Source organism: Amphritea japonica ATCC BAA-1530 (genome assembly GCF_016592435.1).
Classification (GTDB): Bacteria; Pseudomonadota; Gammaproteobacteria; order Pseudomonadales; family Balneatricaceae; genus Amphritea; species Amphritea japonica.
Genome location: NZ_AP014545.1, coordinates 2769116 through 2788758, shown reverse-complemented (window position 1 = coordinate 2788758; position 19643 = coordinate 2769116). Strand labels below are relative to the sequence as shown.

Here is a 19643-nt window from a genome sequence, read left to right as displayed (position 1 = left end):
AAACCGCTCTTAAGGCTTTTAACGGTAAAGATGAACTACCGAGAGCACAGAGTTCACAGAGAAAGATAAAAGCCTTTTAATTATTCCCTCGGTGTTCTCCGTGCCCTCTGTGGTAAACCGTTCTTAATGCTTTTAACGGCAAAGATGAACCACCGAGAACACCGAGCTCACAGAGAAAGACAAAAGCCCTTTAATTATCCCCTCGGTGCTCTCCGTGTCCTCTGTGGTAAACCGTTCTTAATGCTTTTAATGGCACAGATGCATCACCGAGAACACAGAGTTCACAGAGAAAAGCTAAAGCCTTAACCCTAATCTACGATCTGTCAAAGCGCTTAGGCAAAGACGAAGTATTTGCGCACGGTCTCTACTACTTCCCAGGTGCCTTTCATGCCCGGTTCAATAACGAATACATCGCCGCCTTTCAGGTGCACGGGTTCTTCGCCTTCGGGTGTGATGATGCAGTAACCTTCAAGGAAGTGACAAAACTCCCATTTATCGTAATCTACTTCGAATTTTCCCGGTGTGCAGATCCAGGTACCCATTATCTTGCTGCCATCTTCGGAAAGGTAGGCGTTAAGGTTCACTGTGTGTGGATCACCGCCAATACGCTTCCACTTGGTAGCGTCAACAATTGGAGTGGGGCAGGTTTCGCGCATGACTGTGATGAAATCGGACATATCAGCTCCATAAGATTGATTGAAAGATCTGTCATTGTAGGTTCGCTGGATATTCAGAGTTGTCCGGCTCCGACCTGATTGATGCCAAAACGCGTCGTCAAAGCACTAGATGATTAAAGGATCGGAAGAAGGCTATCGAGCTTCGGTCTTAAGGTGAATTCTCTTATAGGTGCTTTGAGCATTCGCTGCGGCAAAATAGCTGTTATCTGACCTTGTCTGAATCCCTGTTTTTTTCTTGCTGGAAGTTTCTTGCTCACCTTTCACTGCATGATGTTTCGCAGTAACCAATGCTGATAATGATTTTCTCAGATGGCATACCCATAAAGAACTCGAACAATGATTTTTTCTGTCTCAGTAAGGCGCTTAAACCTATTATCTTTTATAAAACATAGTGTTATGTGTTTTTTGAGGAAGTATCACTTTGGAGGTATAGTGCGGTTTTTGCCATTTTCGAGTTCCCCGGCTGTTGATCTGTGTCAACAGATCTAAACCCGTTATCACGTAGTTTGAGCTCTACATTAACCCGCAGGCGATCTGCAACCCCGCAGCGTCACTTGCAGCCAGACCGTTGGAATCCAGGTTAGCAGCCTATTAAATGTCTGCTTTTCTGGGGAAATATTCAGAGAGATTCATCATCCGGTGAATCTTGTCCTGACCAAGAGGTTTCAGGAGATAATGACATGAGCCATTTGCTTGATAGACTAAGATATTTAAAGAAAAAGCCGGAAAGCTTTGCTGACGGTCACGGCCAAACCACCACGGAAAGCCGTGATTGGGAAGATGGCTATCGCCAACGCTGGCAGCACGACAAAATTGTACGGTCTACCCACGGGGTTAACTGTACCGGCTCCTGCAGCTGGAAAATTTATGTCAAAAACGGCCTGATTACCTGGGAAACCCAGCAGACCGATTATCCACGTACCCGACCTGATCTACCGAACCACGAACCACGTGGTTGTCCGCGTGGTGCCAGTTATTCCTGGTATATCTACAGTGCTAACCGACTGAAATATCCGACTATTCGTAAGCGTCTGCTGCAACTTTGGCGTGAAGCTCGTAAAACCCATACAGATCCAGTGGATGCCTGGGAATCAATTGTCGAGAATCCAGATAAGGCTAATTCATACAAGTCTATCCGTGGTCTGGGTGGTTTTGTTCGTTCCAGCTGGGATGAAGTCAATGAAATCATTGCTGCTTCTAACACGTACACTATTAAACAGTACGGTCCGGACCGGGTTGTTGGTTTCTCGCCAATTCCTGCTATGTCCATGGTCTCCTATGCAGCAGGATCCCGTTATCTGTCACTGATCGGCGGTTCTTGTCTGAGCTTCTACGACTGGTACTGCGATCTGCCGCCAGCGTCGCCAATGACCTGGGGCGAGCAGACCGACGTACCGGAATCGGCAGACTGGTACAACTCAAACTACATCATCGCCTGGGGTTCTAACGTACCGCAGACGCGTACTCCGGACGCTCACTTCTTTACAGAAGTACGTTATAAGGGTACTAAAACCGTCGCAGTAACGCCGGATTATTCCGAAGTTGCTAAGCTTTGTGATCAGTGGATGAACCCTAAGCAGGGTACCGATGCTGCACTGGCGATGGCGATGGGACATGTGATCTTAAAAGAGTTCCATGTTGATAATCCAAGCGAATATTTCCAGGACTACGCCCGCAAATACAGCGATATGCCATTCCTGGTACAGCTGGATAAGCGTGAAGATGGCAGCTTTGCTCCGGGTCGCTTTATTCGTGCCGCTGACTTTGATGCGTCGCTTGGCCAGGAAAACAATCCTGAATGGAAGACCGTTGCTTTTGATGCTGGCAGCAATAGCTTTGTGGTGCCAAATGGCTCTATCGGTTTCCGTTGGGGTGAGAAAGGTAAGTGGAATATTGAAGAGAAAGAGGGCGGTGAAGGTAAAGAGACTAAACTGGCTCTGAGTCTTATCGAAAACAATGATGAGATCGTCTCTGTTGGCTTCCCGTACTTCGGCGGAGTAGAGCACGAGCACTTCCCTAACAACACCTTTAATGATGTGATTCACCATAATCTGCCGGCTAAGAAGATCAAGTTAGCCGATGGTGGTGAGTCTCTGGTTGTTACCGTTGGCGACTTGATGCTGGCAAACTACGGTGTTAACCGTGGTTTGGGTGGCGATTTTGTTGCTGAAAGCTTCGATGACAATGCACCGTATACGCCTGCCTGGCAGGAACAGATTACCGGCGTTGATCGCAAGGTAGTTATTCAGATCGCTCGTGAGTTTGCTGATACTGCGAATAAGACCAAAGGTCGCTCCATGATCATCGTGGGTGCCGGTATGAACCACTGGTATCACATGGATATGAACTATCGTGGCCTGATCAACCTGCTCGTGATGTGTGGTTGTGTCGGTCAGTCTGGTGGTGGTTGGGCTCACTATGTAGGGCAAGAGAAACTGCGCCCTCAGTGTGGTTGGTTGCCGCTGGCGTTTGGTCTCGATTGGCAGCGTCCACCCCGTCATATGAACGGTACCAGCTTCTTCTACAACCACTCTAGTCAGTGGCGTTATGAGAAGCTTGAAGTGGATGAAATTCTGTCGCCGCTGGCAGATAAGTCCAAGTATACCGGCAGCCTTATCGACATGAACGTACGTTCTGAAAGAATGGGTTGGTTGCCATCTACACCGCAACTGAATCAGAACCCGCTGGGTATTACTAAGGCCGCAGCAGCTGCCGGTGTATCGCCGCAGGATTATACTGTTGATCAGTTGAAATCTGGTGGTATTCAATTCTCAGCTGAAGATCCTGATAACCCAGTAAACTTCCCACGTAACATGTTTATCTGGCGCTCGAACCTACTGGGATCATCCGGTAAGGGCCACGAGTACATGCTCAAGTATCTGCTGGGCACCAAACATTCTGTGCTGGGTGAAGACCTGGGTGCAGGGGGCGGACCTAAGCCAGAAGAAGTTAAGTGGAATGACAAAGGCGCTGAAGGCAAGGTTGATCTGCTGGTAACGCTGGACTTCCGTATGTCCACTACTTGTCTGTATTCCGATATAGTCCTGCCGACCGCTACCTGGTACGAGAAGGACGATCTTAATACTTCAGATATGCATCCGTTTATTCATCCGCTTTCAGCGGCGACTGATCCTGCCTGGGAAGCTCGCTCTGACTGGGATATCTATAAAGAGATTGCGAAGAAATTCTCTGAGGTTTGTGTGGGTCATCTGGGCGTGGAAGAAGATCTGGTCAGCGTGCCTCTACTGCATGACTCACCGGGAGAACTTTCTCAGCCGTACGATGTTAAAGATTGGAAAAAAGGCGAGTGTGAACCGGTTCCTGGCAAAACTATGCCGAACCTGGTGGTGGTTGAACGTGACTACCCGAACACTTACGCCCGCTTCTCATCAGTCGGACCATTGCTTGAAAGCATGGGTAACGGCGGTAAGGGTATTAGCTGGGATACTAAGGATGAGGTTGAGTTACTGAAGAACCTTAACTGGACGCATACCGAAGAGGGTGCCAGTAAAGATCGCGCCAAAATAGAAACGGCGATTGATGCTGCGGAAATGATCCTCAGTCTTGCACCGGAAACCAATGGTCAGGTGGCCGTGAAAGCCTGGGCTGCGTTGAGCGAGTTTACCGGTCTGGATCATACTCATCTGGCGAAACCGAAAGAAGAAGAGAAAATTAGATTCCGTGATGTACAGGCGCAACCTCGTAAGATCATCTCCTCACCGACCTGGTCAGGTCTGGAAGACGAGCATGTTTCCTACAATGCGGGTTACACCAACGTTCACGAGCTGATTCCATGGCGCACCCTGACTGGCCGACAGCAGTATTATCAGGATCACCAGTGGATGCGTGACTTTGGAGAAAGCCTGCTGGTTTATCGTCCGCCGATCAATACCAAGACGGTTAAGCCGATGATGAACAAGGTGACTAACGGCAACCCTGAGATCGCACTGAACTGGATCACTCCGCACCAGAAATGGGGTATTCACTCTACCTATAGTGACAACCTGCTGATGCTGACGTTGTCTCGGGGTGGTCCGATTATCTGGATGTCCGAAGTGGATGCAGAGAAGGTTGGCATCGAAGATAACGACTGGGTTGAAATCTTCAACACCAACGGTGCAATTGCAGCCCGTGCGGTGGTGTCACAGCGGGTTAACGAAGGTATGACAATGATGTACCACGCTCAGGAACGTATTGTGAATATTCCTGGCTCGGAGACCTCGGGTACCCGTGGTGGTATTCATAACTCGGTTACTCGTGCTTGTCCTAAACCTACCCATATGATTGGTGGTTATGCACAGCAGGCGTACGGGTTCAACTACTACGGAACTGTGGGTTCCAACCGTGATGAGTTCGTCGTCGTACGTAAGATGAAGAACATCGACTGGCTGGATGGCGAGAATAACGATTATGTTCAGGAGGCGGTAAAATGAAAATCCGTTCTCAAGTAGGCATGGTGCTTAACCTCGACAAGTGTATTGGTTGTCACACCTGTTCGATTACCTGTAAGAACGTCTGGACCTCCCGCGAAGGTATGGAATACGCGTGGTTCAATAACGTTGAAAGTAAGCCTGGTATCGGCTACCCGAAAGAGTGGGAGAATCAGGACAAATGGAACGGCGGTTGGGTGCGTAAAGCCGACGGTAGTATTGAGCCGCGTATCGGTGGTAAATGGCGGGTATTGGCAAATATTTTTGCCAACCCGGATCTGCCAGAGATCGACGATTACTACGAGCCGTTCGACTTCGATTATCAGCATCTTCACAATTCACCGGAAGGTAAGCATCAGCCGGTAGCACGTCCGCGTTCGTTGATTACCGGCGACCGGATGAAGAAGATCGAGTGGGGTCCGAACTGGGAAGAAATTCTCGGTACTGAGTTTAAGAAGCGTTCTGTTGATAAGAACTTCGATAACGTTCAGAAAGAGATCTACGGCGAGTTCGAGAACACGTTCATGATGTACCTGCCGAGACTTTGCGAGCACTGCCTTAACCCGGCTTGTGCTGCATCCTGTCCATCGGGTGCCATTTATAAGCGTGAAGAGGACGGTATCGTTCTGATCGACCAGGACAAATGTCGTGGCTGGCGGATGTGCGTCAGTGGCTGTCCTTACAAAAAGATCTACTACAACTGGAAATCCGGTAAGTCCGAGAAGTGTATCTTCTGTTACCCACGGATTGAGTCTGGTATGCCAACCGTCTGCTCTGAAACCTGTGTTGGCCGTATCCGTTACTTAGGCGTGATGCTGTATGACGCAGACCGCATTCAGGAAGTTGCCGCTTCTGGTAATGAGCAGGATCTGTATGAGAAGCAGTTGGAAATCTTCCTGGATCCATTTGATCCAGCGGTGATTGAACAGGCGCGCCGGGATGGTGTGACCGACAACGTACTTAAGGCTGCGCAGAATTCACCGGTGTACAAACTGGCGATGGACTGGAAACTGGCTCTGCCACTGCACCCTGAGTACCGTACCCTGCCAATGGTTTGGTACGTGCCACCATTGAGTCCTATCCAGTCTGCTGCTGATGCTGGAAGTATCGGCATGAATGGCGCGATTCCGGATGTCGAGAGTCTGCGTATCCCAGTGAAATATCTGGCTAACCTGCTTACCGCGGGTGATGAGAAACCAGTCATAAGTGCTCTGAAACGTCTGTTGGCCATGCGTGCCTATAAACGTGATGAGCAGGTAGAAGGCAAGATCAACCTGGAAGTTCTGGAAGAAGCCGGTTTGACCGAGCACCAGGCGAAAGAGATGTACCGCTACCTGGCGATTGCCAACTATGAGGACCGTTTCGTTATCCCGACCAGTCATCGCGAGTTGGCTAAAGAAGCGTTCCCCGAGCGTAACGGTTGCGGCTTTACCTTTGGTAACGGCTGTGCCGGTGGCGAAACTGAGTTCAACCTGTTTGGCGCGAAGAAGCAGAGCGTCACCATGGTTGAGAAGGTCAGCGGCGTACAGCAAGTGGATCCCCAGTTACTACAGGACGAGGAGGCTTAAGATGCGAAGTCTAAAAGTAATCTCGGCTCTATTGAGTTATCCGGAAACGGAACTGTTTGAGGCACGTCAGGCGCTGATTGATGAAGTGCGCTCTGATACCTGTTTGGCTGGTGCACAGCGGGATCTGCTGATTGAGTTTATTGAACAGCTCTGCAGCCAGGATCTGATGGATGCTCAGGAGAACTATGTGTCGCTGTTTGACCGGGGTCGTTCGTTGTCGCTGCTGTTGTTTGAACATGTTCACGGCGAAAGCCGTGACCGTGGCCAGGCAATGGTGGACCTGATGGCGATTTACGAAGAACAGGGGTTTGCAATCGGTGTACGTGAACTACCCGATTATATCCCGCTGTACTTAGAGTATTTATCGATGCGGTCAAACTCGGAAGCACAGCAATGGCTGGTAGATGTAAGTCATATTCTGGTCTTGCTGGAAACTCGTCTGCACCAGCGGGAGTGCAACTATGCTGTGCTGTTTGAAGCTTTGCTGAGCCTCACTGGTTTACCGGTTGAGCGCGAAGAGTTGCAGAAAAAAGTGGCTTCGGAGGTACGTGATGACACGCCCGAAGCGATGGATGAAGTTTGGGAAGAGGAGATGGTGCGGTTTACCGAAAACAGCGCCCAGGACTGTGGCGATAATGCTGTTGCCCAGCGTCGTCGCGAGTTGGATCAGGTACAGCCGCTGAATATTCAGCCGGCGTCACCATCTGCTCCTTCTGAATCAGCCGGTTCATTCTGAGCCTTGGAGAAGAACAATGTCTTATTTGAATGATCTGTTTTTTGGTGTTTATCCCTACATAGCTGGTGCTGTATTTATCATCGCCAGTTGGATCCGATATGACCGTGAGCAGTTTACCTGGCGGGCAGGTTCCAGCCAGATGCTGAACTCAAAGGGGTTCCGCCGGGCCAGTAACCTGTTTCATGTTGGCGTATTGGCGATCTTTTTTGGTCACTTAGTTGGCTTGCTGACACCGCATGCTCTGTATGCGCCGTTTATGTCTGCCGGAACTAAGCAAATGATAGCAATCATCGTCGGTGGCACAGCAGGTTTAGCTTGTTGGGTTGGCGCGTTGATGCTACTCAAACGTCGTTTGGGTGATGCCAGAGTACGGGCAACCAGCACCAAGGCGGATATCTTTATTCTAGTGCTTCTGTTTATTCAGGTGAGCCTGGGGTTACTGACTATTCCGTTTGCACTGGGACATCTTGATGGCGGTGTGATGCTACTTCTAGCCGATTGGGCTCAGGGGTTAGTGACCTTTCAGGCTGATGCCGCTTCGCATCTGCTGACTGTTGGTATTGTGTACAAGCTGCACATCTTCGTTGGCCTGACTATGTTTGTGGTGTTCCCCTTCACCCGCATGGTTCATATCTGGAGCGTGCCGGTGAAATACCTTGCTCGTAACTACCAGGTAGTACGTCAGCGTTAAGCTAACAGCGGGGGGACTCTGTCCCCCCGATTTTGCTTTAATGATCTAATTCAAGACTATATGAGGTACCCCGCATGGAGATGATCGATCATGCAATGGTAAGTGGCGAAGCACCTGAGTTTACACCAGTGATGGTGAATGGCACGTTGCTTGAAGAGAAGCGAATCGTAGAAGAAACTCAATATTATCCCGCTGAATCCCTGGAAATGTCACGTGCGCAGGCCGCCCAGGCATTGGTAGTACGTGAGTTGTTGTTACAGCGTGCGGATGTACTGGAGCTAGCGGTTGAAATTCAATCTGATGAAACTGAGGAAGAAGCACTGATTCGCCTGCTGATTGCACGCGAAGTAGAGCTGCCTCAGGCAACCGAACAGGTTTGTCTTCACTACTATGAGGCCAACCAAAACAAATTCTGTACTCAGCCACTATTGGCTGTTTCCCATATTCTGCTGCCAGCGGCCCCGGAAGATCATGAAGGCCGGGTTGAGCAAAAGGCGCAGGCCGAGAAATTAATAACGACCCTGCAGCAAAATCCAGAGTTATTTGCTGAACTTGCACAGCAACATTCTGTCTGCCCCTCGAAAGAGCTTGGCGGTCAATTGGGACAGATTGATAAGGGTCAGACAGTAGCTGAGTTTGAACGTCTGATTTTCAGCCTTCCTGAAGGTTTGGCTCAACGTCCATTGGAAAGCCGCTACGGTTTTCACGTTACCCGAATTGATAAACGAGTCGAAGGTGAGCAACTACCTTTCGAAGCAGTTGAAGATCGGATTCGAGCTTATCTGATCGAACGTAATTATCGCCGTGCCGTCAACCAGTACATTCAATTGCTGGTATCGGATGCTGACGTAGAGGGCATTGAACTACAAGCAGCAGATTCTCAACTGGTGCAGTAAGGCGACCGGAGAAGCAGGCGATGCTATCAGATTTGTTAGACAATAATCGTAGCTGGTCGGAGCAGATTGAGCGGGAACAGCCAGGTTTTTTTAAGCAACTGGCTGCCCAGCAACATCCCGAATATCTCTGGATTGGTTGCTCCGACAGCCGAGTTCCGGCTAATCAGATTGTTGGTATGTTACCCGGTGAACTGTTTGTGCATCGTAATATCGCTAATCTGGTATTGCACACCGATCTGAATTGCCTTTCCGTCATCCATTTTGCCGTTCAGGTGCTCGGGGTTAAACATATTATAGTGTGTGGTCACTATGGTTGTGGTGGTGTCCGTGCTGCTTTGAGTAATCAGCGTTTTGGACTGATTGATAACTGGTTACGGCATATTAAAGATATTGGTTACCACTCCCGGGAAGAACTGTTGGCTGAAGCTGATGAAGAGTGTCGGGTTAATCGTCTTTGCGAATTGAATGTACAGCAGCAGGTGAAAAATATTTGTCACACCGGCATCGTACAAGAAGCCTGGAAAAGAGGGCAGTCACTGTCGGTACATGGTTGGATCTACAGTATAGAAGACGGCCTGATTAAAGATCTTGAGGTGGATACAGATAGCGATGGTGATATGCCCGGTATTTATGCCATGCAAAGATAGTTAGCCAGGGCTGGCTCAGAGTATCGAGTCTTATCGATCATCGAGCAGATACCGCATTTAATTACGTTAATACTTCCCCAAGGGAACCGGTTGGTTACCACTACGTAGTAATAGATCAATGAAAACTGGATTTATTGCAGAGGATCTCAGCGATGATACAAACGCCACAAGGCCTGGTTGACGGACTGGGAAGAAAGATTGATTACGTACGGTTATCGGTGACTGACCGCTGTGATTTCCGTTGTGTCTACTGCATGGCTGAAGATATGGAGTTTCTTCCTAAGGCTAAGATTCTATCGCTGGAAGAGATAATTTCGTTGGGAGAGTCGCTGGTTAATTTAGGCATTCGCCGAATTCGGCTCACTGGCGGTGAACCTTTGGTACGCGGTGGGATTGTCGAATTGGTTCGAGGCTTAGCGTCGCTGCCAGGGCTCGATGAAGTGACACTGACCACTAACGGCTCGCAACTGACTAAACTGGCACAGCCATTAAAAGAAGCGGGCCTGAAACGAATCAATATCAGTCTCGACAGTCTGAACGGGGAGCGATTTTTACGCATGACACGACGGGACATGCTGGCCCGCGTTTTGGCAGGTGTTGATGCTGCTGTGGCGGCTGGATTTGAACGTATCAAGCTCAATACTGTAGTGATGCGTGGCTACAACGATGATGAGATTTTTGATCTGCTGGAATACGCCCAAACACGGGATATTGATATCAGCTTTATTGAAGAGATGCCGTTGGGAGAAATTAGCAGCCATGATCGTAAACAGGCTCGTTTTTCCAGTGACGAAGTAAAACAGTTTATCGAACAACGTTTTCAACTACTGCCCAGTGCTGAGACGACTGGCGGGCCTTCCCGGTATTACCGCATCCCTGGCCAAGCTGGTCGGATCGGCTTTATTTCCCCTTATAGCCATAATTTCTGTAGTAGCTGCAATCGCTTGCGGGTTACTGCTGAAGGGCGTTTGTTACTCTGTTTGGGTCAGGAAAACTCAGTGGATCTCAGGTCGGTTTTACGGGGCTACCCAGGTGAGCCTGAGCGGCTTGAAAACCTGATACGTGATGCGGTTTGTCGTAAGCCGGAAGGCCATGGGTTTACCGATCCCGATGCACCTCAGGTGCTTCGCTTTATGAACATGACAGGTGGATAGTATGATTATATTACCTGGTGGGGCCAATGTTTCTTACCACTCGTTGGAAAAAGTGCGACAGAATGCACTGCTATCAGCACTGACTGATGGTCAGTTCTACAGTTTGATGAAAAAAGCCAAGCTCATAGAGCTCGATGATGGTGATCATCTGTTTATGCAAGGCGATGAGGCTAAGCGCTTTTTTATTGTGTTGCAGGGAAGTATTAAGTTTTTCCGCCTGACATCGGGCGGTAAAGAAACTGTTATTAATGTCTTTGGTGAGCAGGACCCTGTTGGTGAAGCCGCTATGTTTATGGCGGAGAAACATTATCCGGCTAATGCTATGGCGATTAAGTCAGCTGCTGTGTTGTCTATCTGTTGTCAGGATTACCTGCAACTGCTTCATCAGTCGTATGAAAGTTGTTTTGGTATCTTAGGCTCCATGGCGAGCCGACTGAAGCGAAGCATTAGTGATATTGAAGTTCTGACACAGCAGAGCGCTGTCCATCGCGTCGCCCATTTTATTCTGAGTCTTATTGATGAGAAATCCCCTGATCCAGTGGTTGTCAGACTGCCTGCGACGAAACAGTTGATTGCGTCAAGGCTGGCGATGCAGCCTGAAACATTATCCCGGGTTATGCGTGAACTTAAAGAGAAAGAGTTATTAGATGTGCAGGGGCGAAACCTGACGATACACAGTGTCGCCGGTTTAAAAAGGCTCATTCAATAAAACGCCCAATCTGTTGTCTGCATTTGGAATTGATTTAAGGAATATTGCCATGGGGCATGCGAAAAAAGATGTACGATTTCAACCTTTGAACATAGCGCTACTGACCGTTTCAGATACCCGGACATTTGAAACAGATAGTTCGGGTGATACTTTGCAACAATGTCTGCAGGATAGTGGACACCGGCTGGCTGACCGGCAGATCAGGCCTGATGATATCTATGAACTGCGTGCTGTAGTATCCGACTGGATTACCCGGGAAAATGTGCAGGTTGTACTGGTCACCGGTGGTACCGGTTTTACTGCCCGTGATACCACGCCGGAGGCGTTACGACCGCTGTTTGATAAGGTGATTGAGGGTTATGGGGAGTTATTTCGTCAGCTCTCCTTTGCTGAGATTGGCACCTCTACAATTCAATCCCGGACCGTCGCGGGAATTGCCAATCGGACTTTGATTTTTACTATGCCGGGTTCTCCCGGGGCTTGTCGTACTGCCTGGGAAAAAGTGATTTGTGAACAGCTTGATGCCCGTCATCGTCCCTGTAATTTTGTTGAAATGGTACTGCCGGATGTTAGCAGTAGTTGCGGGCCACGATCATGAGTGGGTGTAGTTGTGACAGTGATGCGCTAATGCCCTTTGCTGAGGCTTTAGAAACATTATTAGCGTCGGCTCAATGCATTTCAGAAACTGAAACAGTGCTTCTTGACCAGGCTAATAATCGAGTCCTGGCAGAGCCTGTGATTTCGAAGATTTCGGTACCCCCTGCGGCTAACAGTGCAATGGACGGCTACGCGGTGAATATCGAGTCTCTGACAGCGGGTCTTTGCCTACCCATTAGTCAGCGTATAGCTGCTGGAGAGCAGGGGGTGGTATTACAACCGGGGACCGCAGCGCGGATTTTTACCGGCTCTGAAATCCCACCCGGCGCTAATGCGGTGGTCATGCAGGAACGCTGCATTCGACAGGGAGATAACGTTACTTTTGAGGGCATACCTGAAGCCGGCGCCAATATTCGCCCGGCAGGGCAAGATATACAGCCCGGAAGATGTGTGGCAGAAAAAGGAGCCCGATTGGATGGTCGCCACCAGGGCGTAATAGCGTCAGTTGGCATCAACCGTGTGAAGGTCTATCGGCGTTTACGGGTTGAGATTATCACCACCGGTGATGAACTGGTCATGCCGGGAGAGATCTGTGCGGGTGGGCAGATCTACAATTCCAATTATTTTGTCCTCAGGGGCATGCTTGAGGCGCTCGGTTGCGAGGTGATATTCACTGGTATCATCGGTGACACGTTGACGGAAACCCGTGAGGCGCTCAGTTTAGCGGCCGAACGTGCTGATTTGATTATCAGTAGTGGAGGTGTGTCCGTAGGCGAAGAAGATTATGTAAAGGCCGCGGTTGAAAGCCTTGGTGAACTGGACCTCTGGCGTTTGGCAATCAAACCAGGAAAACCGCTGGCATATGGTCGGGTGGGCCAGGTTCCTTTTCTGGGCTTACCCGGTAATCCCGGTGCAGTACTGGTTACATTTCTGATGATCGCACGCCCTTATCTGCTTAGCATGCTGGGCAGTAACTCGGTAGAGCCCGCATGCTTCCCCGTTAAAAGCGGTTTTACACGTGATAAGCCGATAGCCCGGGATGAATTTTTGCGGGCTAGCCTGGAGTGGTCAGAGGGACAACTTTATGCTGCACCGGTTCATAGCCAAAGCTCGGGGGTATTAAGTTCGTCGGTGCTGGCGCAGGGGTTTCTGCGGATACCGGCGCAGCAGAAGGTTTGTGAAAACGATCTATTGCCCTTCTATCCCTTCGACGGACTGTTGAGCTGATATGGCTGATACTGGATTTACCCGGTTAGCGGGGGTTGTTCTTGCCGGTGGGCAGGGCAGTCGTATGGGTGGACAAGACAAAGGATTGGTACCTTTTCGTCATGCGCCAATGATTAGCTGGACGTTACAGCAAGTCAGGCCTGCGGTTGATCATCTGATGATTAGTTGTAACCGTAATATGCATCTCTATTCCCGCTTTGGAGAAACCCTGGTGAGTGATCATGAGGTGGGGTATTGCGGTCCGCTGGCCGGTATTCAGGCTGCTTTGGCCGAACTGGATACAGACTTCAGTCACTTGTTGGTACTTCCCTGTGATACCCCTCTGTTGAGTTTACAGGTGATCGATCAATTGGTGGATAGCGCCCGGCAGTACCCCGATCATATTGTTTTCCTGAAAACGGGAGACCGTGAACATTATCTGCATGCCGTCATTCCGGTATGCTATCAGACGGCATTGAAACAGTGGCTGGCCGCTGGTCAGGGGGCTGTGGGACGTTGGTATCGGCAGTTTCCACACTATGTTCTGGATGCCAGCAGGGATGGCGATTGTCTACTGAATATGAATACACCCGAACTGCTGGCTGTGGGAGCCTGACGTGCCCTTAGTCACCCGATAGCTGAGAATAGCGGATACAATTCGTAGCTAAGCTAACGCTTCGTGTCCTCCTTCTCAGGCTGCTGATATTAAAATCAGCCTGGGGAGTATTAACTGAAAAACACTTGACTGGGTTTCTTAGCTTAGCCTCGTTTCCGGGGTATTAATGGCTCAGGCCAGCTGATGATAAATGTCGAGATCTAACATGATTTAGTTTACAGGTATAAATGTAGTTCCAAGCCTAAAAAATAGGTAATCAAAACTGATATAGAGGATTAAATCTTATGAATACCCGCTCAGAAATGGTCGCCAGCGATATCATGTCAAAAGATTTATTAACCGTGTCAGAACACTGGTCCATCCAGGCATTAATTGAGTTTTTTAATCGGCACAAGATCACCGGTGCTCCTGTACTGTCTGCACAAAAAGAGTTTTCCGGGGTGGTAAGCCTGAGTGATATTCTCACATTTGACGGTAAACCTAAGCATTCCATAAATGAAAACCCAACTACTCAGTACTATTACAATAGTCTTGAAGGGTATTCACCAGATGAATTGGGTTTTTCTGAAGGCAGCCAGCATAAAAACCATCTGGTCGCGGAGATTATGACTAAGTCTATTATCTCGGCCCCTGACACAACCCTTGTCACTGAGCTTGCAGAAACGATGCATAGCAAAGGAGTACACAGGATTTTTATTACCAGGGATGAACAGATCTGCGGTGCGGTTTCGACTCTGGATATCCTGAAGCTGTTATCAGGCATAACGCTTTATCGGACTGAAAGTAACGCGTCAGCTAAATAATAACGATAGGGTTAGTCTTCAAGGAGGCTGTCACTATGCCTCCCTTGTTTTGTTTCGTCTGTTTGTTGATCAATTTTCCTGTTTCCTCCTCGTACTAACATTACTTTTCGATACCCGATAGTTTGTATGAATCGTCATATTTCTTCGTTTAACAAAAGCCTTTGTATTGGCTCCATCTCCGCCTGTTTCAGGCTAAATCACCTAGAAGATTAGCTGCGTCGAATCAACCTGAACAGAGATGTACAGGGGCATTTGGACAAAGATAGCATCGTAAAACGCCTAAAACCTTTATCAGATATCCGTAAAAAATAATTGATGGCCTTGATATCTATCAATGTCTCGAGAGGAGTTGTTTATACATAATGCACTACATCTTGTGTCTTAATTTAATAAATAGCACTATATATTGTATAGGTTAATAAATGAGCAGGAATGACAGTGTTGCCGTACGTAGTACCATCGATGAATACCTGGAGCGTAGTGACTGGCGGGTTAACGCTAACGCTAATCAGGGCTATTCTCTGGGTGGCCTGATTCTGAATGTCTCCGGCAAGGTGATTGCTAACTACTGGTTGAACGAGGTGTATACCCCGCAGATTGGCGTAGCGCACCGGGAAGGTGATCTGCACATCCACGATCTGGATATGCTCTCTGGTTATTGCGCAGGATGGTCTCTGCGTACTTTGCTATATGAAGGTCTGAACGGTGTTCCAGGACGCCTGGACAGTGGGCCGCCGAAGCATCTCAGTAGCGCTATGGGCCAGATCGTCAACTTCTTTGGCACTTTACAGAATGAGTGGGCCGGGGCTCAGGCATTCAGTTCCTTTGATACCTATCTGGCACCCTATATCCGTAAAGATAACCTTAGCTATGAACAGGTGCTGCAATCGATGCAGGAGCTGATATATAACCTGAATGTGCCATCGCGCTGGGGTACCCAGACACCCTTTACCAATCTGACGTTTGACTGGCACTGTCCAGATGATCTGAAGGAGCAGGTGCCGGTTATTGGTGGTGAGGAGATGCCGTTTGCCTACGGCGAACTGCAGCGGGAGATGGATATGATCAACCGTGCGTATCTGGAAGTGATGGATGCGGGGGACGCCAAAGACCGGGTCTTCACCTTTCCGATACCCACCTACAACATCACAAAGGACTTTGACTGGGACAGCCCGAATGCAGACCTGTTATTCCGTCTGACTGCTAAATATGGTCTGCCGTATTTTCAGAACTTTATCTGCTCAGATCTTGAACCGAGTATGGTGCGCTCTATGTGCTGTCGCTTGCAGCTTGATTTGCGAGAACTGCTTAAGCGGGGTAACGGGCTGTTTGGCTCGGCGGAGCAGACCGGTTCGCTCGGTGTGGTGACGATTAACTGTGCCCGGCTGGGCTATCAGTGCCAGGATGATTCCGAACGCCTCTACGAGCAATTAGATCACTTACTGTTGCTGGCCAGGGACTCGTTGGAGCTGAAGCGTCAGCGCATACAGCAATTGATGGATGAGGGACTGTTTCCTTATACCAAACGCTATCTGGGCACTCTGCGTAACCATTTTTCCACCATCGGGGTGAATGGCATTAATGAGATGCTACGTAACTTCAGTGGGGATACGTTTGATATCAGCAGTGATCAGGGACAGGAACAGTCGTTACAACTGCTGGACCATATTAATATGCGGCTGACTGAATTTCAGGAGCAGACCGGGCATCTATATAACCTTGAAGCGACCCCGGCGGAAGGCACGACTTATCGTTTTGCCCGTGAGGATCGCAAGCGTTGGCCGGATATTCTTCAAGCTGGCACCCGGGAACATCCTTATTACACTAATTCCAGCCAGTTGCCGGTGGGCTATACAGACGACCCTTTTCTGGCACTGGAGAAACAGGATGCCCTACAGACCCGTTATACCGGTGGCACCGTATTACACCTGTATATGCGTGAGCGGATCTCCAGTGCACGTGCGTGCAAGCAGTTGGTGAAGCAGTCGCTGAGCCGTTTCGCGCTGCCATATCTGACTATTACCCCGACATTTTCAATCTGTCCTCAGCATGGTTATCTGGCGGGGGAGCACGAATTTTGTCCGCGCTGTGATGAGGAACTGATGCAGCAAAAACTTTCAGAAGAAAAGCAAACAACTGGCTGTGCCCTGGCGTAATCAGGTCAAAACTATATCAAGGAGCAAAAACCATGAAAGCAACGTACGTATTGAAAACAGAAGAGCGCCAGCGGTGTGAAATCTGGACCCGGGTAATGGGCTATCACCGTCCGGTATCTCAGTTTAATGCCGGTAAGCAGTCGGAGCATAAAGAACGTCAGCATTTCATCGAAAAGAACTAGCTTAGAGGAGTAGCGGATGGTTGCAGGTCTTCAGGTCAGTGGCATGACGCCGCTGACGACCATCGATTTTCCGGATCACCTTGCGTGCGTACTTTACACGCAGGGTTGTCCGTTGCGATGTGGTTATTGCCATAATCCAGAGCTTATTCCGTTCCAAGCCGATACTGTGCCTGTCAGCTGGGACGATATTGATGACTTTCTCCTGCGTCGTCAGGGGTTGCTTGAAGCGGTCGTGTTCAGTGGCGGCGAACCGACCCTGCAAGCAGGGCTGCCCGTAGCGATACGGAGGGTAAAAGACAGGGGCTATAAAGTAGGGCTTCACTCTGCAGGAGTACAGCCTGCCCGCTTGAAAACGATACTAAACCATCTGGATTGGGTTGGCCTGGATGTGAAGGCGCCATCCCATCTCTACGCCCGGGTCACTGGGCGAATTAATCAGGCGGTCAAAAATCGTCAGTCACTACAACTGCTGCTGGCGTCCGGTATTGCTTTTGAGTGCCGGACCACCGTCAGTTGGCAGCAACTGCAACCCGAAGATATTCTGTTGTTGGCACGGCAACTGGCCGCTGAAGGGGTAACTCGCTACGCCCTGCAGGTTAGTCACGGACAAAATTGTCTTGATCCTCGATTGCGAGGGACGATCAGTTTGGGCGCTGAACCGTTAGCGGATCTGCGCCGGGATCTGGAATCACTGTTTTCGGTGTTTGAATGGAGGGGGTAAGAAACCCTCAGAACTTTGGCCGCTTGTAACTTCCCTGTCAGGGTTTCACCGGACAGTATTGTGTATGTGCGGTTCTACTTTAACCAAAAAGCGATCAGTGTGAACAGGGCGGTCATAAACCACACCAACGACATCAATTGCCAGAATAATAGTGCGTTGGGGGTCTTTTGTACTTTCTCCCGAGGCACCAAAAAATCAGGGCTGGGCTCTGTCAGGTCCTGCATCATCTGGTCGATGCTATCGTAGCGTTGAGTAGGGTTTATCATCATAGATTTCTCCAGCGCACGATCAAACCAGATAGGAATAATCGGGTTGTAACGATCAGCTGGAATATAGTTGAGTTTTTCGAGTTGTTGGGGGGTTTCACAACTTTCCAGCGCGTTGCCGAAAGGCAGCTTATGGGTGAACATTTCGTAGGTAATGGCAGCAAGGGAAAACATGTCGCCCTTAATACCCGTGTTCTGGCCTAACCGGAATACCGGGTCGGAGTAATTCATGGTGCCAAGAATCCGGTCTCTTTCCAGGGGAACGAATATCTCATTGATACCCGCGACGAAGACGGAACCAAAATCGACAATGACCGCGCTGTTGTCGGGACGCACTACTATATTGCTCGGTTTCAGATCCTGATGCAGGGTTTCACGCTGATGAAACGATTTCAGCCCTTCGGCCATCTGTTTGACCAGTTTAATAACCAGAGCTGGTTTGGGTGATGGGTTCTCGATCATCCAGGTGTCGAGGGCTACCCCCTCAATAAACTCCATCAGGTAATAGAGAAAGTTTTTTGCCCGGTTAGGGATGTGAACGGGAACTACATGGGGGCTTTGAATACGGCTGCCTACCCATTCCTCCATGATGAAACGTTCAATATAAGCAGTATCGTCTTCGTAATTACGGGAGGGGGTTTTCATTACCCATATTTGATCCGTTTCCAGGTCACGTACCCGGTATAGCTGACTGCGATTGCTGGCATATAGTTCTTTTTCAATCAGGTACCCGTCAATCTTCATACCCTGCTCCAGTTCTGGAGGGAAGGGTAGTAAGGTCAGGCGATCGTTCATCTGATTGATAGATTCATCATTAAGCTGGTCCACCCGTACTAACTGACAACTGAGGTTGTCGGTACTACCTGCTTCGTAAGCGGCTTCTAACAGTTCTTCACAGTTCTGCTGAATATCTTCAGAGGCGAGGGACAGCTGTTTTAACATAGCGGGTGTCAGACTATCGTGCACACCATCGGTGGATAGCAGGAAAAGGTCTCCCTGCTGGATTTCCATGGAGAGGTAATCTATTTCCAGGTGGGTATCCATGCCCATGGCACGGGCCAGACAACTGTCTTTACGGTTGAGCTGAGTTGTATGGTCGGTGGTTAGTAATTCAAGTTCGTTGTTGCGAATAAGGTAAATTCGGCTATCGCCGATATGGAATAGATGCGCTGTTTTTGATTTGATGACCAGTACCGAAAGGGTACAAATGTGGCCCCGGGATGTAGACAGATATTCATGACTGCGGGTATAGAGCAGGCGATTGATCGCCGTTAGTACCTTTTGCGCCGACTTACTAACGGTCCATATGTCCGGAGTGTCAAAATAGTCGCTGAGAAATTCCTGAACACAATAACGTGCGGCTTCGCCCCCGGCTTCAGCTGTACTAACGCCATCAGCAATAACGGCAGCAGCGCCTTTGGTTGCCAGTAGGTTACCCTCAGGGTGGAAAAAACCGAGACAGTCTTCGTTTTGCTCCTTACGTCCCTGGTCGCTGCGCTGGCCAGCCGACAGTTTTATAACGCTGTCTTGCAGGTAGATAGTTTGCGACTCAAGATCATTCATCGATTCGTCCCTTCTCTTCACAAGG

Annotated in this window: 17 protein-coding genes; 15 read left to right on the top strand and 2 right to left on the bottom strand. The window is 49.3% G+C overall.

The genetic code is table 11. From position 1 onward, the window contains the following. Positions 1-332 precede the first annotated feature (332 nt). Entirely contained in the window at positions 333-677 is a 345-nt protein-coding gene (locus AMJAP_RS12860; protein WP_019620138.1) for a cupin domain-containing protein, read from the bottom strand. A 680-nt stretch (positions 678-1357) separates the two neighbouring features. Between AMJAP_RS12860 and AMJAP_RS12855 the strand changes: the two genes are divergently transcribed. The 15 genes from AMJAP_RS12855 (at position 1358) to AMJAP_RS12785 (ending at position 17789) form a co-directional block, all read left to right on the top strand. Then, on the top strand, positions 1358-5110 hold the full coding sequence (locus AMJAP_RS12855) for a nitrate reductase subunit alpha (RefSeq protein ID WP_019620139.1): 3753 nt from the start codon (positions 1358-1360) through the stop codon (positions 5108-5110). Next, positions 5107-6675 (top strand): nitrate reductase subunit beta, encoded by a 1569-nt coding sequence (gene narH / locus AMJAP_RS12850; protein WP_019620140.1) that lies wholly within the window; start codon positions 5107-5109, stop codon positions 6673-6675. The genes AMJAP_RS12855 and narH overlap by 4 nt, the downstream gene beginning before the upstream one ends. A gap of 1 nt (position 6676) precedes the next feature. Next, positions 6677-7411 (top strand): nitrate reductase molybdenum cofactor assembly chaperone, encoded by a 735-nt coding sequence (gene narJ / locus AMJAP_RS12845; protein WP_019620141.1) that lies wholly within the window; start codon positions 6677-6679, stop codon positions 7409-7411. A gap of 16 nt (positions 7412-7427) precedes the next feature. Beyond that, the gene (gene narI, locus AMJAP_RS12840) at positions 7428-8102 is read left to right on the top strand and encodes a respiratory nitrate reductase subunit gamma (RefSeq protein WP_019620142.1); all 675 of its coding nucleotides are present in this window, start codon (positions 7428-7430) and stop codon (positions 8100-8102) included. Between the two features lie 74 nt (positions 8103-8176). Continuing rightward, positions 8177-8998, top strand: coding sequence for a peptidylprolyl isomerase (locus AMJAP_RS12835; protein WP_019620143.1), 822 nt, complete (start codon positions 8177-8179; stop codon positions 8996-8998). A 20-nt stretch (positions 8999-9018) separates the two neighbouring features. After that, complete coding sequence (gene can, locus AMJAP_RS12830) at positions 9019-9645, top strand: carbonate dehydratase (RefSeq protein ID WP_019620144.1); 627 nt, start codon at positions 9019-9021, stop codon at positions 9643-9645. 152 nt (positions 9646-9797) lie between these two features. Next, positions 9798-10799, top strand: coding sequence for a GTP 3',8-cyclase MoaA (moaA, locus tag AMJAP_RS12825; protein WP_019620145.1), 1002 nt, complete (start codon positions 9798-9800; stop codon positions 10797-10799). A 1-nt stretch (position 10800) separates the two neighbouring features. Further along, positions 10801-11508 (top strand): Crp/Fnr family transcriptional regulator, encoded by a 708-nt coding sequence (locus AMJAP_RS12820; RefSeq protein WP_019620146.1) that lies wholly within the window; start codon positions 10801-10803, stop codon positions 11506-11508. A 49-nt stretch (positions 11509-11557) separates the two neighbouring features. Further along, positions 11558-12106: a molybdenum cofactor biosynthesis protein B gene (moaB, locus tag AMJAP_RS12815; protein ID WP_019620147.1), complete on the top strand. Its 549-nt coding sequence runs from the start codon at positions 11558-11560 to the stop codon at positions 12104-12106. Beyond that, a complete protein-coding gene (locus AMJAP_RS12810) occupies positions 12103-13332 on the top strand; it encodes a molybdopterin molybdotransferase MoeA (protein ID WP_019620148.1) in 1230 nt (409 codons plus the stop codon). The genes moaB and AMJAP_RS12810 overlap by 4 nt, the downstream gene beginning before the upstream one ends. A gap of 1 nt (position 13333) precedes the next feature. Beyond that, the gene (mobA, locus tag AMJAP_RS12805) at positions 13334-13927 is read left to right on the top strand and encodes a molybdenum cofactor guanylyltransferase MobA (protein WP_019620149.1); all 594 of its coding nucleotides are present in this window, start codon (positions 13334-13336) and stop codon (positions 13925-13927) included. 284 nt (positions 13928-14211) lie between these two features. After that, positions 14212-14730: a CBS domain-containing protein gene (locus AMJAP_RS12800; RefSeq protein WP_019620150.1), complete on the top strand. Its 519-nt coding sequence runs from the start codon at positions 14212-14214 to the stop codon at positions 14728-14730. 422 nt (positions 14731-15152) lie between these two features. After that, a complete protein-coding gene (locus AMJAP_RS12795; RefSeq protein WP_019620151.1) occupies positions 15153-16886 on the top strand; it encodes a ribonucleoside triphosphate reductase in 1734 nt (577 codons plus the stop codon). 32 nt (positions 16887-16918) lie between these two features. Beyond that, the gene (gene nrdD, locus AMJAP_RS12790) at positions 16919-17068 is read left to right on the top strand and encodes an anaerobic ribonucleoside-triphosphate reductase (RefSeq protein WP_019620152.1); all 150 of its coding nucleotides are present in this window, start codon (positions 16919-16921) and stop codon (positions 17066-17068) included. A 16-nt stretch (positions 17069-17084) separates the two neighbouring features. Continuing rightward, positions 17085-17789 (top strand): anaerobic ribonucleoside-triphosphate reductase activating protein, encoded by a 705-nt coding sequence (locus tag AMJAP_RS12785; protein WP_019620153.1) that lies wholly within the window; start codon positions 17085-17087, stop codon positions 17787-17789. A gap of 74 nt (positions 17790-17863) precedes the next feature. Here the strand turns inward: AMJAP_RS12785 and AMJAP_RS12780 are convergent, their stop codons facing one another. Beyond that, complete coding sequence (locus tag AMJAP_RS12780; RefSeq protein WP_019620154.1) at positions 17864-19618, bottom strand: bifunctional protein-serine/threonine kinase/phosphatase; 1755 nt, start codon at positions 19616-19618, stop codon at positions 17864-17866. Positions 19619-19643 lie beyond the last annotated feature (25 nt).